The 15305-nt window shown below is 65.8% G+C and carries 10 protein-coding genes; 2 read left to right on the plus strand and 8 right to left on the minus strand.

Translation table 11 applies throughout. The features are described 5' to 3' along the window. Positions 1–174: 174 nt before the first annotated feature. From BMY53_RS04435 to BMY53_RS04445, 3 genes are all read right to left on the minus strand, one after another. Entirely contained in the window at positions 175–2874 is a 2700-nt protein-coding gene (locus tag BMY53_RS04435; RefSeq protein ID WP_092944086.1) for a TonB-dependent receptor, read from the minus strand. 333 nt (positions 2875–3207) lie between these two features. After that, a complete protein-coding gene (locus tag BMY53_RS04440; RefSeq protein WP_143073923.1) occupies positions 3208–4167 on the minus strand; it encodes a helix-turn-helix domain-containing protein in 960 nt (319 codons plus the stop codon). A 236-nt stretch (positions 4168–4403) separates the two neighbouring features. Next, positions 4404–5288 (minus strand): hypothetical protein, encoded by an 885-nt coding sequence (locus BMY53_RS04445; RefSeq protein ID WP_092944090.1) that lies wholly within the window; start codon positions 5286–5288, stop codon positions 4404–4406. Between the two features lie 193 nt (positions 5289–5481). Here BMY53_RS04445 and BMY53_RS04450 point away from each other — a divergent pair, with 193 nt between their 5' ends. Together BMY53_RS04450 and BMY53_RS04455 are read left to right on the plus strand one after the other, a co-directional pair. Beyond that, on the plus strand, positions 5482–6669 hold the full coding sequence (locus BMY53_RS04450; RefSeq protein WP_092944092.1) for an acyltransferase family protein: 1188 nt from the start codon (positions 5482–5484) through the stop codon (positions 6667–6669). Between the two features lie 937 nt (positions 6670–7606). Beyond that, positions 7607–9763 carry a TonB-dependent receptor plug domain-containing protein gene (locus BMY53_RS04455; protein ID WP_177200713.1) on the plus strand — a complete coding sequence of 719 codons (2157 nt, stop codon included), beginning with the start codon at positions 7607–7609 and terminating at the stop codon, positions 9761–9763. Between the two features lie 174 nt (positions 9764–9937). Here the strand turns inward: BMY53_RS04455 and BMY53_RS04460 are convergent, their stop codons facing one another. From BMY53_RS04460 to BMY53_RS04480, 5 genes are all read right to left on the minus strand, one after another. Next, entirely contained in the window at positions 9938–10336 is a 399-nt protein-coding gene (locus tag BMY53_RS04460) for a cold-shock protein (RefSeq protein ID WP_177200714.1), read from the minus strand. A gap of 135 nt (positions 10337–10471) precedes the next feature. After that, positions 10472–11626 (minus strand): BMP family ABC transporter substrate-binding protein, encoded by a 1155-nt coding sequence (locus BMY53_RS04465; protein ID WP_092945097.1) that lies wholly within the window; start codon positions 11624–11626, stop codon positions 10472–10474. A gap of 109 nt (positions 11627–11735) precedes the next feature. After that, positions 11736–12656: an ABC transporter permease gene (locus BMY53_RS04470; RefSeq protein WP_092944098.1), complete on the minus strand. Its 921-nt coding sequence runs from the start codon at positions 12654–12656 to the stop codon at positions 11736–11738. Next, on the minus strand, positions 12656–13771 hold the full coding sequence (locus BMY53_RS04475) for an ABC transporter permease (protein WP_092944100.1): 1116 nt from the start codon (positions 13769–13771) through the stop codon (positions 12656–12658). Before BMY53_RS04475 ends, BMY53_RS04470 begins: the two co-directional genes overlap by 1 nt. Next, positions 13758–15302 carry an ABC transporter ATP-binding protein gene (locus BMY53_RS04480; protein ID WP_092944102.1) on the minus strand — a complete coding sequence of 515 codons (1545 nt, stop codon included), beginning with the start codon at positions 15300–15302 and terminating at the stop codon, positions 13758–13760. The genes BMY53_RS04475 and BMY53_RS04480 overlap by 14 nt, the downstream gene beginning before the upstream one ends. Positions 15303–15305: the final 3 nt, after the last annotated feature.

Here is a 15305-nt window from a genome sequence, read left to right on the forward strand (position 1 = left end):
GGTCCGGTTCAACTCGCGGGGCATGCGTCAAAAAAAGCCGCCAGTTCGCCGGATGCGACGACTGTACCGGCGCGACACCCCGGACAAAAAAAGGCCCAGGGCCGCCATGCGGGCCTGGGCCGCTCATGAAGGGACCCACAACAGGCAATGCCCGTTGTCGGCCGCTTCACACGATCAGAAGTCCTTGCGAGCCGTCACCGTGAACACCCGGCCACGCACGTCATACAGGCTGGGGTTGTAGCCCACCGAGTAATACGACGAGGAATACACGTCGGTCGGCGGTGCCTTGTCGAACAGGTTGGTGATGATGCCGGTCAGCTTCCAGCCCGCGAAGCCGCTATAGCTGCCGCTCAGATTCACCGTGGTGAAGGCGCTCAGTTGGCACAGGTCATAACGGCCAGCGGTGGTCGCCGTGACGCTGCAGGTGCCGCCTGCGTCATAACTCTTCATCTTGCCGGTGTAGTTCACGCGCAGATTGGCATTCCAGGGTCCGTGCGCCCAGTTCACGCTGGTGGTCATGCGCAGCAGCGGCACGCCGTAGTAGCCCTTCTTCTCGACGTCCTCACCACCGGCCTCGGTCTGCTCCTTCTGGCTCAGCACGCGGGTGCCTGTAAAGGTGAAGCGAAGGTCATGGCCTTCCGCCACGCGCCAGCGGAGGTTGCTGTCCCATTCCACACCGGTGGCGGAGTTGCGCGACATATTGCGGTACTGGCGGATCACCTGCGTGATCTGGCCATCCGCATTGCGGATCACGGCGCCGGGGAACTCGCTTTCACGGTCCACCACTTCCTGGGCGCTCAAACGGTCCACGACATTGCGGCGTGTAATGGAATAGCCGTCCAGTGTCATGTCCAGCCAGGACGTGGGGTTGAAGATCAACCCGGCGGTCAGGGAATTGGATTGTTCCGGCTTCAGATCCGAATTGGCCGAAATGACGCTGGAGATCGACTCCGTGCAATGCGTATTGGAGCTGCTCACCACCGGACACAGCGAGGGGTCCTGCACGGTCGTGAACGCAAACACCTTGGACGGCGAGATTTGCGACAGCGACGGCGCACGGAAGCCGTTGGAGTAGGTCGCACGCACCGCCAGCGATTGCGCCACCTTGTACTTGGCGCCGACCTTGCCGGTCAGCGCAGAGCCAAAGTCGTTGTAGTTTTCAATGCGCACGCCGGTCTGCGTTTCCAGGTCCTTCAACAGCGGCGCCTGCAGTTCGGCAAAGGCCGCTGCTGCGGTGCGCGAGCCATTGGCCTGCGAAATACCCAGCCCGATGATGTCGCCAGAGCCGATGCGATCATCGGCGCCGACCTTGAAGCTCTCATAACGCAGCTCCGTGCCCACACCCAGCATCACGGCGCCGCCGGACAGCGTCCCCACCTGGCGGGAACCCCGCAGATCCACCGAGGTGGTGGTGGCGGTGCCGGTGTTCTGCAGCTTGGGCGACACGGACGCAATCACGGATGCGCTGTTGGTGCCTCCAAAGCGGTAGCTCTGGTCAGCGATTGCGGCGGTCAGGCCGGAGACGCTGATGAAGCCATAACGGTCTTCGGTCTTGTCCTGCCAGTGGTGCAGGAAACCGGCATCCCAGTCCCAGCCACCCCATTCAAACTGGGCGCCCACGACCAGGCGCAGATTGTCCGTGGTGTTGACGGTGTAGCGAGGAATGTCGGTGAAGCGATAACGCAGGCCCAGGGCCGTTGGCGCGGTGTACCCGAACACCGGGTTGGCGGCGGTCGCCACCGAGGTCGGGTTGTCCGGGTGGTCCGCCGGCAGCACCAGCCCGCTGTAGCTCACGGAGTTGCCCGCAGCATCGCCCCAGGTGGTGGTGGCTTCGCTGATGGTGGCCGACGCGCTGTTGTAGCGGCTCTCGGTGCGCGAGGCCAGCAGCTCCGCCGTGATCTGCGCGCCATTGTCCAGGTTCATGCTGCCGCGCAGCAGGCCGGAGGCACGCTTCTGGCCGTTCACGTAGTACAGGTCCTTGCCATAGGACGCATAACGGCAATAGGTGGAGGTGCCGGAGGTGTACTGGCTGTCCGTCGGGCAGTCATTGCCCATGCCCTTGAACGTACCGGCCAGGCCATTGCGGTAGGTGTAGAAGTTGCCCGGGCTGGAGTAGTTGCTGTTGAGCGTGTTGCGGGTGAAGAGAGAACCCAGGGTGTCCTGGTCCACAAGGTCCAGCTTCTCGGTGATGGCCACGGCGTCGCGCTGGTACAGGTCCAGCACGCCGAAGATGTTGAAGCCGTCCTTCGCCAGGTCACCACGGCCCCAGGCCACGTTGCCGCTGGTCGTCTTGAACAGGCCGTCTCCGCGCTGGCTGGCGGACACTTCCACGGCCTGGCCGGTGTAGTCGCGGCGCAGGATGATGTTGATCACCCCGGCCAGTGCGTCAGAGCCGTACAGTGAAGAGGCACCGTCCTTCAGGATTTCGACCCGCTCGATCGCCGACAGCGGAATGGAGCTGACGTTGAACATGGTGCCCTGACCCGTGTTCGGGTCAATGGCGGCCGCTGGGGCCATGCGCCGTCCATTGAGCAGGGTCAGCGTGGCTGCGGAGCCCATGCCGCGCAGCGAGATGGACGAGGTGCCCGAGGCCCAGCCATTGCCTGAACTCAGATCCTGCTGGCCATCGCCGGTCACCGAGGTATTCATGCGCAGCAGTTGCTCGACCGAGGTCGCGCCGCTTCGCTCGATGTCCTGACGGGTGATGATGGCGACGGGGGCTGGCGTTTCCTTGTCCGTGCGCTTGATCATCGAGCCGGTGATCTCGACTCGCTCCAGCTTCTGACTATCCGCCTCGGTGCTGGCAGTCTGGGCATAGAGGGGAACCATGGGCACCAGCATGGCAAGTGCGGTCGCTCGACGACGAAGTCGCATGAAAACTCCTGGACGGGAAAAAGAGGGGATGGAGGAAACAGACAGATGGCTGGATCACAGCCGCCTGTAAAAATTCTGTAATCCACCCCTCTTTTGCGCCCGGAGAAAACTGCGGGGTTTGTAGAAAGCCGCTTTGACCCCAGGCGTTTGCAGGGAAACCACCAAGCGCCACGGACACAAGCTGTTGGTTGTTGGCTGCACTCTGCCCCGTCGATGTACTGATTTCCGCGCCGCCAGCAGGCGTGACAACGCGCCGGCGCTCGCCGGTCCATTCGCTGATCTATGCGCCGGTCCGCTCGCCGGTCTTCCCGCCGAGGAGGTGGATCTGCGCGCTTATTCGCTGAGTGCGGAGGCGCCGGTGTGGCGGTGGTGTCGGCGGAATCGGGTCGGTGTCACACCGAAGCGATTCGAGAACAGGCGCGAGAAATGGCTCGCGTCGGTGAAGCCGAGATTGAAGGCGATGTCACCGATACGTTCGTCCGTCCCGCTCAGGGCCCGGCGCGCCTCGTCCAGCCGATGGGTCAGCAGGTATTGATGCGGCGGCATACCGACGGCACGCTTGAACTCCCGCGAGAAGTGGGATTCGCTCATGCCCGTCATGGCCGCAAGTTCGGTGACATAGAGATCCCGGCCCGCCTGCCGATGGATGTGGGCCAGCACTTGGCGCAGTGGCTGGCCGCGCAAGGCGCTGACCGGCCGTGCATCCTCGGTCTCGCCGTAATGCTCCAGCAAATAGGCCAGCAAGGCGGTCATGAGGCCGTCGCAGTAGTGCAGCGCCAGATCCCCACGCATGGCGGTGGCGTCCAGCATCTGCAGCGTCAGGTCGGCCACGCGGCGGTCCTGCGTGTATTGCTGCACCTGTGGCCAGTGCGCCCCGTTCTCAGCGCCACTGCGCCCCTGTGCGCGGCCGGCCAGCGCCACATATCGGCGCACCGTGTCCAGGGGAATGAACACGTTGGCGATGTTGCAGCGGCTCAACTGCGTCCAGCGGCCCCGCTCGTCTGGCCCACACACGCGGAAGTGATGGGCACCGATGATGCCGCCCCACACCGGCTGATCGTTCTTCCAGACCTGGGACTCCAGCGGCTCCAGCATCACCGCCACCCGCAGGAAGTTGGGGTGCGGCAGGATCTCCCGCGGCTGCTCATCGAACTCGTGGCTGGACCACTGCGCCACATAGGCGCCGGTAGACGGCAGCGGGCCGATGCAGGCACGCAACTGCGGCACCTCCACACCGTTGTGGAGATACCAGGACTTCAAACATGCAGAAGAGCGGATTTCGATCGCGGACACGAATGCTGGGCTCTGAATGCAAAAGGGGACAGACGGCCCGAAAGCCACCTGTCCCCTTCTGTTGTTGTGCGGTCTTCGTCGTCATGAAGCCCGTGACAACTCAGGATAACGTAACGTGAACACCATCCTCACTTTGTGTCGGCGACTTTTACGCATTGTTTTCCTGCTTTCATACATTAGCGATCGGGAATTTTCAGTTGCGTGTTGGCCGACATATTCCGCCACTCATTTCGTCGTCATTCGGAAGGGCGTAGCTCCGCCGTATAAGGCAGCAATGCCTTCGCCGCATCGATCCGCAGCGGCAGCGCCACGCGCTCGTCGTTCATGACCTGCAGCAGGAAGCTGCGCGGGTCCTGCAGGAGATTGGTGCTCGCCGACGTTTCGAGCGGTGCCAGCACGCCCGACACCGCGGGCAGTGGCGCCCCGGCGGGTACCACCGCCGCCTCATTCAACCCGTGCACCGCAGGCCAGACAGCCGCATGGCCGCTGGCCGCCACGCTCAGTCGCTTGTTGGCATCGAGCCAGGCGGCTTCCGGAACACTCTCCAGACCCCGCAGCAGATCCGCCTGCCCTTCTTCGTTGGGCGGGAAGTCCAGCCACGGCGTTTGCGCAAAGACGGGTGCCAGCCCAGGCGCTACGAAGGCGGACCACTGGTCTGCGCTCACCAGCGACGGCACTGCAGGGGCATGCAGCCAGGCCGCACCGCGCTCTGTCCCGGCACCTGCATCTGTGCCTGCACCGGCACCGGCCGGCGCGTCCTCGCCGGGGTGCGGGAAGACCCACACGCGCGCCGCTGCCAGCTCAGACAGATAGCGGCGACGCAGCGCCTCCAGGAAGGTGTGGCCCTCCCGCGCCGACACCGCCTTTGCCAGCGAGAACCACAACTGAAAACCCTGCGTCCCGGAAATGGCGATGGCCGGTGCCGGCCACGCAAGATCCTCCTGTACCGCGCGCCAAACCGGGCCGACCAGTTCCCAGTTCACAGGCCGGCCAATGTCCAGCACCAGCGCCCGAACCTCGCCACCGGGTCCCACCAGGTTCAAAGCCTGGCCGGTGGCGCCAGGACGCTCTGCCACCAGCGGTGCATAAAGACGGTCGAACTCGGCTTGCAGACGGGTCATGGCGGATCTATGGGGATGAAGCAGCCCTCACTCTACTGGACACCGCCCACCGCCACCGCCGTCCCCGCCTGTCAATCCTGCACATCCCATCCCACTCACCTGAGGGTCCGTACCCGCCCAAAGATGTCGGGTTTGTGTACTGTCGCAGGTCCGTGACCAACACAAATGCCGAGGCGGCGGCGGGGAGCGAGAGATGAACCCAACCGACGGTTGGCCGGCGCTGGTCGCGCTGGCGCTGGCGCTGCTGACTTCGCATCTGGTCGCCGGCCGGGGCCATCTGCATGAGGAAGCCTCACGCTTTCGCAGCATTGACGGGCTGCGCGGCTACCTCGCTTTCGGGGTCTTCCTTCACCATGCAGCGATCTGGCAGGGATACCGCACCACCGGCCAATGGGCCCCCTTGAATTCAGCGTTCTACATGAACGCGGGCAAGGGCAGCGTGGCGCTGTTTTTCATGATCACCGCCTTCTTGTTCTACAGCCGGCTGCTGGATGCGCGGCACAAGCCGATGGACTGGACACGGTTGTTTGCCGGCCGTTTATTCCGCCTCACGCCGGCCTACCTGGTGATGCTGGCCCTGCTGCTCGCCGTGGTGACGGTGGAAACCGGCGGCCGCTTGCAGGTGGCGTTTCCAGCGCTGCTGCGCCAGTTGGCAGACTGGCTGCTGTTCACCTTTCCCGGCAAGTCCGACATCAACGGCCTGCTCGAGACCCAGGTGATCGTGTCGGGGGTCACCTGGTCCCTGCCCTTTGAATGGATGTTCTACGCGGCACTTCCCGTGCTGGTGCTGCTCACGGGGCGACGACCTTCCCTGGGCGCCCTGGCCGTCACCGCGAGCTTCTGCCTGATGTTCCTCTGCTGGAAGCCCAGCCTGAACAACTTCCTGCCGTTTGGCGTGGGCATGGTGGCCGCCTATTCTTCCCGCTGGCAGTGGCTCCGGAACTGGGCCCATGGCCCGGTTGCATCGGCCCTCGTCCTGCTGTGCCTGCTCGGCGGCTACGGGTTGGCCATGAAAACCTATTCGCCGCTGCCGCAGCTGCTGCAGGCGGGGGCATTCGTGTTGATTGCCGCCGGCAACGACCTGTTCGGCGTGCTGTCCTGCCGCGTGTCCCGCACCTTCGGCGAACCCACCTACAGCCTCTACCTGCTGCACGGCCTGGTGCTGTACATCGGCTTCAAATGGCTGATCGGGCCCGCTGCCGTGCAGATGACCAGCACGCAGCACTGGCTGGCCGTGTGGGCCATGACGCCGGTGATCGTGCTGTTCAGCCACCTGTGCCACCGCTATGTGGAGATGCCGGGCATGGCACTGACGGGGTTGACCTTGCGGCGGCTGCGAGTGGGCCGCGCCGCGGCGCCGGCAGCGATGTCGGGCGCCTGATCGGCCGTCACCCACCTCTTTTTGTCATTCGAGGTCTGACCAACCAGAACCCTGCTTTTCGTCAAATCAGCGTCACAGACGCCGGGCACAATGCAAGGCATCCGAGACAAATAACCGGCTGCAACATTGGGCAGAGAGCTGGAACCCGTCACCAGCGTCCGGATACCTATTCCGAATCAAGCCATCGCATCGCCAGATGCGGTGGCTTTTTCATTTCTGTGTTGCTTGTTCATTGCTCGGTGAGCAAGCGCTTCCTGTCGTGCGTGTACGTTAAGGGCGCCGTCGCGCGAAGCCATCAGCGCGTGTAAAGAACCATGAAACCCCAATGGCGGGAATGGGCGCCCACCGTACGCCGTGCGATCCTTCGGCCTCATTTCCACTTTGACACGAAGTACGCCGCGTCCCGCGTCCCAGCCATCGCCAAGTCCGGACCACGTTGCATCGCCGTTGCTCGCTTGCCTGCCCGATGACACGCACCTGCCCCGCCTTGCACCCGCTCGCCCTTGGCCTCCTGATCGGCTTTGGCGCAATGCCCTCCACGCCCTTGTGGGCACAGACCTCGGACAACCGGATCGATAACCGGACCGATAACCGGACTGATCCCCGGACAGACACCCGGGCGGCCCCTCGAACGGATTCCGGAACTGGTGCCACCAGTCCTAACGCCGGGACCTCCACCAGCACCTCCGCTGGCACCTCCGCTGGCAACTCGACCGCGGCGGCTGCAGCACCGGCCACCGCCGCCAGTGCACCGGAACGCCGCGGCCCGCCAGAGCGCCCCTCGGGCCGCCCCACACCCCCGCCCGGGGGCGACAAGGCCGGCCCCAGATCCGCAGGCCGGCCAGACGCAAAGCCCGACGCCAGTCCTGATCGTCGCTCACCGTCCGACACGGCGCGGCCACCAGCGGGTGATCCCCAGCAGCTCAACCGCGTTGAAGTGCAGGGCACCTCCACAGACGAGGCCCAACGTCGGTCCTCCACCGCCTCCAAGATCATCATCGGCCGCGAGGAGATCGAACGGTATGGCGACAGCACCATCGGCGAGGTGCTCAAGCGCCTGCCGGGCGTGACCACGGGCGGACGGCCTGGCCGTGGGGGTGAGGTCCGCATGCGTGGCATGGGCAGTGGCTACACGCAGATCCTGGTCAACGGCGAGCGCATGCCGCCGGGCTTCTCGCTGGATGAGCTGCCACCCGACCAGATCGAGCGCATCGAGGTCATGCGCGCACCCACGGCGGAATACGGCGCGCGCGCCGTGGCGGGCACCATCAACGTCGTGCTGCGCGAGGCCCTGCAGCGGCGTCTCAATGAAGTCCGCGTGGCACTCGCCTCCGAGAACGACCAGGTCCGACCGCATCTCAGCTGGACCCGCAACGACAAGCTGGACGACAAGGGCAGCGCCTACAACTTCACCGTCAATGCCATGCAGAACCGGCAGCAGGACGACGTGAACAGCCGCTCCGTGACGCTGGTGCCGGACACGGGGGCGCAGACCGTTCTGCAGACGCTGGGCCACACCAGCAACAGCCGCAAGTCCCTCAACATGACGGGCCGGTTGCAGTTCCGTCTCGAGGATGGCGACACGCTGGCGTTGCAGCCGTTTGTGGTGGTCAACAGCGGCCGCAGCTTCAACCAGTTCGACCAGACGCAGACCCCCGAGGTGGAAGAAGGGCCGGACCACTTCAACTTCAACCACGTGGACACCAACGGCGACAACCACTCGGTGATGGCCCGCCTGAATGCCCAGTGGACCAAGCGTCTCAGCGATGTGAGCCGGCTGGAGGTGCGCGCAGGGGTGGGCCGCATGTCCATGACCACCAATGCCCATCGCGACGAATACGAGGATGCGGCCCTCACCCGCACCCAGGACGACCAAACCAAGAGCCGGGACACCTCCTGGAGCTTCAACGGCAAATACACCCATCAGCTGGAGAACGAGCACAACCTCGTGGCGGGCCTGGAAGGTGAAGGCACCGGCCGCCAGCAGACGCGGGACTGCCTGCAGAACGGCAGCCGCTGCGACTACCTGCTGGACTTCGGCGACGACGTGGACGCCTCCACCCGCCGGGTGGCTGCCTATGCGCAGGACGAGTGGAGTGTTGGCAAGCTGTGGGGCTTTTATGCCGGGCTGCGCTGGGAAGGCATCCAGACCGACAGCACGGCCACCAACTACAACGTCAGCAACAGTTCAAGCGTCTGGACACCTTTGCTGCATGCGGTCTACAAGCTTGACGACAAGAACCGCGAGCAGATCCGGGCCAGCCTGACCCGCAGCTACCGTTCTCCGCAGCTCAACGACCTCATTGCCAAGCCCAGCGTGAATTCACAGTACCCCTGTCTCACGGTGGACTGCGGCACCAACGCGATCAACTACCCGGACCGCATGGGCAACCCGGCGCTCAGGCCGGAAATGGCCACGGGCGTGGAGCTGGGCTGGGAGAAGTACCTCACCAAGGGGGGGCTGCTCAGCGCCAATCTCTTCTACCGCCACATCAGCGACCTGATCCGCACCGTCACTGCGCTGGAAGATGTGAGCTGGTCCAGCGACCAGCGCTGGGTCTCCAAGCCCCGCAACATCGGCTCGGCGCAGACCTATGGGGTAGAGCTGGAGGCCAAGTTCCGGCTGGACGAGTACCTGGAGCAGGCGCTGCCGGTGAACATCCGCAGCAACCTGTCACTCTTCCACTCCGAGGTGCAGGACATTCAGGGGCCCAACAACAAGCTGGACCAGCAGCCGCGCTACACCGCCAACCTGGGGGCGGACTATCGGCTGCGCAGCCTGCCGCTGACCTTGGGGGGCTCCATGAACTACACGCCGTCCAACACCATCCAGCAGACCACACTCACCCAGGTCAGCAGCGACAAGAAGCGCGTCTTCGACCTCTTCGCGATGTGGAGCTTCTCGCCCAACACGGCGATGCGTGTCTCCGCCACCAATCTGGCGCCGCTCAGTTATGGCACGGGCAGTGTCTCGGTGGTTCCGGCCCGCTACGGCACGGATGGCGCCTTGCTCAGCCCGGCCAAGATCATCACCGGCGAAAGCACCGGCCGCAGCTTCACGCTCTGGCAGGTGCGCCTGGAAATGAAGATCTGAACGCACCGCGTCGCTCCCGCGAGGCGGCCACAAAAAAGGCCACCCAAGGGGTGGCCTGAAAGACGGATGCCGAGGGCGGCGCCCGCCTGGGCGACGGGACCAACAGCGTTGGTCCCCCACGAGAATCGTCACGGGGCGGCGGGGCGGGGCAACCATCCCCGGCCGCGAATCGCTTTATCGGTTGACGGCGGTGGTGCGCTGCTTGGCCATGGCAGTGCCAGCAGGCGCCCACAGCGTGGCGCTCAGGCCCAGCACCATCACGCCCATCACCATCCACATCAGTGGGGTGACACGACGGCGGCGACCGATCGGCCGAGGGCGCGAAGATGTGCGAGCTGCGCGCAATTGGACGGGTACCTTGAACGGCGACAGGCGTTGCAAGCGGACGGCTTGTTTGCTGCCGTCACTTCTGGACACAACCTCGAAGCTCACGCGCTCACCTTCCTGAGGCGCCTGGCCATCCAACGGGAAGGCAGAGACATGCACGAACAGGGATTCACCCCCTTGTTCAGGCACGACCAGGCCGTGGCCTCGCTCCCCATACCAACTGTTCAAAGTACCTTCAAATCGCATGATCACGTTCCCCCTCACAAGGACAAGACAGCCCGGGTGTCTCACGTCCGGGTTCACGGAACGCATACTGCCCAGACTGCAAGGACCCGGCGCAACAGGCTGTAAGCGCTGCAACGTCGGGCCACGTCCCCTTCCCTACTTCCCGGTCGGTACCTGACCCTCCACGCCCTGGACATAAAACTTCACCCCCTGCAGAAACCGGTCGTCCGCCACCTGGTCCTTCGCCAGGACCTCTTTTCCGTCCTGCCCCAGCAAAGGCCCCTTCCAGATCACGAAGCTTCCGTCCTTCAGCCCGGCCTTCACCTTCTCCACCCTCGCCCGCACTTCCGCGGGCACCACCGTATTGATCGAGACCAGGTCAATGGCCCCCTCCTTCACGCCCCACCAGCTGTGCTTGCCCGTGCCGGCCGCCCAGGTGCCGTCCAGCGCGGCCTTGATGCTCGCGCTGTAATACGGCGCCCAGTTCACCACCGCCGAGGCCAGATGCGCCTTCGGCCCGTAGCTGCTCATATCCGAATCCCAGCCGAACGCGTACTTGCCGTTCTTCTCTGCGGTCTGCAGCACCGCGCTCGAATCCGTGTTCTGCATCAACACATCCGCGCCTGCATTGATCAGCGTCTGCGCGGCATTGGTCTCCTGCGGGGGGTTGAACCACTCGTTCACCCACACCACCTTCACCGTCACCTTCGGGTTCATCGATCGGGCGCCGAGGGTGAAGCTGTTGATGTTGCGGATCACCTCCGGGATGGGGATGGACCCCACCACGCCCAGCGCGTTCGTCTTGGTCATGGCCCCTGCCAGCACGCCAGCCAGGTAAGCGCCTTCATACGTCCTTGAGTCGTAGGTCCGCATGTTGGCCGCCTGCTTGTAGCCGGTAGCGTGCTCGAACTTGACGGTCGGGCTGTCTGCGGCCACTTTCAGCATCGACTCCATGTAGCCGAAGGTCGTGCCGAACACCAGCGTGTTGCCCTGCTGCACCAGGTCGCGGAACACCCGTTCCGCATCCGCGCCTTCAGGCACCTTTTCCACGAAGCTCGTCTTGATGCGGTCTCCGAATTCCTTCTCCACCGCCTTGCGCGCGTTGTCGTGCGCAAATGTCCAACCCCCATCCCCCACCGGGCCGACATAGGCAAAAGCCACCTGCAGCGGCGCACTCGCGCCCGCCGCCGGGCCGGACGCAGCGCCGGGGCTGCTGGCGGCAGCCGGTGTCTCTTCCTTCTTGCCGCACGCGGCCAGCATCACCACGGCCGCAGCAGCCACCAGCAGCGGGCGTCGCTGCAACGAACGCATGGCGCAAGGCTGCCGTTTGGCGCCACGCTCCGCAAGGATCGGGATCAGGGAAGACAGGGACATGGAGGCTCCACGGTGAACCGGACAAGGACCGGATGAAGGCCGGGGACTACGACCCCGGATGGAAGGGTTTGCCCAGCGCGGCAGGCATGTTGGCGCGAATGAAGCTCTCGTTGCGCGAGATCAGCACCAGCACCAGGATGGTTGCCAGGTAGGGCAGCATGCTCAGGAATTGACTCGCCACTTGCACCCCCTGCCCTTGCAGGTGGAACTGCAGCATGGTCACGCCGCCGAACAGGTAGGCACCGAGCAAGACCCGTGCCGGCCGCCAGGTGGCGAAGCTCGTCAGCGCCAGGGCAATCCACCCCTTGCCGGCAATCATGCCCTCTACCCATAGCGGCGTGTAGACGACCGAGCAGTAGGCGCCCGCCAGCCCGCACAGCGCGCCACCGGCCATCACCGCCAGCAGCCGGATGCGGCGCACCGGGTAGCCCAGCGCGTGCGCCGCCTCGGGCGACTCGCCCACGGCACGCAGCACCAACCCGGCGCGTGAGCGCGCCAGCCACCAGGCCAGCACGGCGGCCAGGGCGGCCGTCCCGAGCACCAACGGATGCTGGCGGAACAGCGCCGGGCCGATCCAGGGCAGGTCGGCAAGACCTGGCACCGCAAAGGACGGCCGAGGCGCCAGCGTGGCCTGGGTGTAGCCCTGGCCCACAAAGGCGGAGCACCCCGCACCAAACAGGCTGAGCGCCAGACCGGTGGCGTACTGGTTGGTATTGAGCATCACCACCAGCAAGCCAAACGCCAGCGCCATCACGGCCCCCGCGCCCATGCCGGCGAGCAGGCCCACCACATCGCTGCCGCTGTGCACGGTCGCGGCAAAACCGGCGATGGCGGCCATCAGCATCATGCCTTCGGCACCCAGATTCACCACGCCCGCGCGCTCGTTGATCAACAGGCCCAGCGCGGCGAGGGCCACGAGGGTGCCCGCGTTCAGCGTGGCGGCGATCAGCAAGGCCCAGGCTTCCATCAGCGGACCTCCTCAGGGGGCGTGCCGACCGGCCGTGAGTTCGGCGCCAAGGGCGCTTGCGAACGCACCCGTCTCACGCGGTAATGGATGAAGGTGTCGCAGGCCAGCAGGCAAAACAGCAGCAGGCCCTGGAACACGCCGGTGATGGCCTTGGGCAGACCCAGGCGCGACTGTGCCAGCTCGCCGCCGATGTAGAACATGCTCATCAAGATGCCGGACAGCACGATGCCCACCGGATGCAGCCGCCCGACAAAGGCCACGATGATGGCGGCGAAGCCGTAGCCCATCGGCACATACGGCGTCAGCTGGCCCAGCGGCCCCGCCACCTCCAGCCCACCGGCCAGGCCCGCCAGGCCGCCCGACAGGGCCAGCACGCCCCACAAGGCGCCGCGCGACGAGAACCCCGCGTATCGCGCCGCCGCAGGCGCCAGCCCCCCCACCTGCCAGGCGAACCCGGCCATCGACCGGAACAACAGCCACCAGACGCCCACCACCGATGCCAACGCGATCCACACGCCCACATGCAGCCGCGTGCCGGGGAACAGGCGGGGCACCTGGGTTACCGGCAAGAAGGTGATGCTCTGGGGAAAGTTGTAGCCCGCCGGGTCCTTCCAGGGGCCATAAACCAGGTACTGCAGCAGCAGCTCCGCCACATAGACCAGCATCAGGCTCACCAGGATCTCATTGGCATGGAAGCGGTCACGCAGCCAGGCCGTGAGCCCTGCCCAGGCCAACCCGCCCAGCGTGCCCGCCAGCAGGATCGGCACCACGATCCACCGGCTGCTCTCCGGCCCGGCCTGCATGGCCACCCAGCCGGCGGCCAGCGCGCCCACCACGAACTGCCCTTCCGCACCGATGTTCCAGACGTTGGCACGGAAAGCCACCGCCAACCCCAGGGCAATCAGCACCATGGGCGTGGCCTTGAGCCCCAGTTCGCCCCATGCGTAGGCGTTGCGCAGGGGCTCCCAGAAAAACATGCGCAGGCCCTGCATCGGGTCCTTGCCCAGGCTGACGAACAGCACCACGCCGATCAAGGTGGTGAGTGCCAGCGCCAGCAGCGGCGAGGCCAGCGACATCCATCTCGACGCTTGGGGACGGGGCTCAAGCCGGAACATGCGCCGCCTCCACCATCGCCTCGCCCCACAGGCCGCTCATCCAGAGCCCGATCCGCTCAAGGCTGGCCTGCGCCACCGGCAGCACCGGGGAGAGCCGCCCCCGGGCCATCACCACCAGCCGGTCGCTCAGTTCCATCAATTCGTCCAGTTCCTCGCTCACCACCAACAGGGCACAGCCCTGGTCTCGCAGGGCCAGCAGCTCGGCCCGGATCTGTGCCGCCGCGCCCACGTCCACGCCCCAGGTGGGCTGGGCCACGATCAGCACCTGGGGGCCGGCGGCGATCTCGCGCCCCATGATGAATTTCTGCAGATTGCCACCGGAGAGGCTGCGGGCAGCGGCATGCGGGCCGGCGGCCTTCACGCCAAAACGTTCGATCAGCCGCGCCGCCAAGGCGGACGCACGCGCGGGCGACCAATGGCCCAAGCGGCCCACCGGATCACGCCGGGTCAACAGCGTGTTCTGCGCCAGCGACATCACCGGCACAGCCCCGCGCCCGAGCCGCTCTTCCGGCACATGGTGCAGACCCAGCGACCGGCGCCGGCGCGGGCCCATCCGGCCCAGGTCTCGCGTCGTGCCATCCTCGGCCGACCAGACCAGGGTGCCTGGCGGGGCACGCCGGTCCTCCCCGGACAGCAGCCGCAGCAACTCCTGCTGCCCATTGCCGGACACGCCGGCCAGGCCCAGGATCTCACCCGCTCGCAGCGCCAGCTGCAGATCGCTGAGCGCCACGCCATGGGGCGTGTCCGGTTCGGCGCTGAGGCCGCGCACGGCCAGCCGGACCGGTGTGTCCGCCCGCGAGGCTCGCGCGGGCGGATGCGGGGGCTCCGCCCCGATCATCAGACGCGAGAGCCCGGCCGTGGTCTCCTGCCGGGGATCGACCTCGCCGGTCACCCGGCCACCGCGCATCACCGTGCAGCGTTCGCACAGGGCGCGGATCTCGTCGAGCTTGTGGCTGATGTAGAGAATGGAGCAACCTTGCGCCGCCAGCTGGCGCAGCGTAATGAAGAGCTTCTCCACCGCCGGCGGCGTCAGCACCGAGGTGGGCTCGTCCAGGATGAGCAGACGCGGCTCCGTCATCAAGGCGCGCAGTATCTCCACCCGCTGGCGCTCCCCCACCGAGAGCGAATGCACCGGCCGCTCCGGGTCCAGTGGCAGACCGTATTGAGCCGCCAGTTGCCGGACACGCGCCCGCACGGTGTCCAACGAGACCGAACGGTCCAGGCCCAGCCAGATGTTCTGTGCCGCGCTGAGGGAATCAAACAGCGAGAAGTGCTGGTAGACCATGCTGACGCCCAGCGCCCGGGCTTGCGCCGGGTGGCGGATCTGGCGGGCCTGACCGTCCCATAGCAGCTCGCCGGCATCGGCCTGCACGGCGCCGACGATGATCTTCATCAGGGTGGACTTGCCCGCGCCGTTTTCGCCCAGCACGGCATGGATCTCACCCGGCGCCACCTGCAGGGAGACGTCATCGTTGGCCTTGACGCCTGGGTAGGACTTGCTGATGCGGCGGAGTTCCAGGCGTGGCGTCATCGT

The sequence above is a fragment of the Roseateles sp. YR242 genome, from assembly GCF_900109745.1.
Taxonomy (GTDB): Bacteria; Pseudomonadota; Gammaproteobacteria; order Burkholderiales; family Burkholderiaceae_C; genus Roseateles.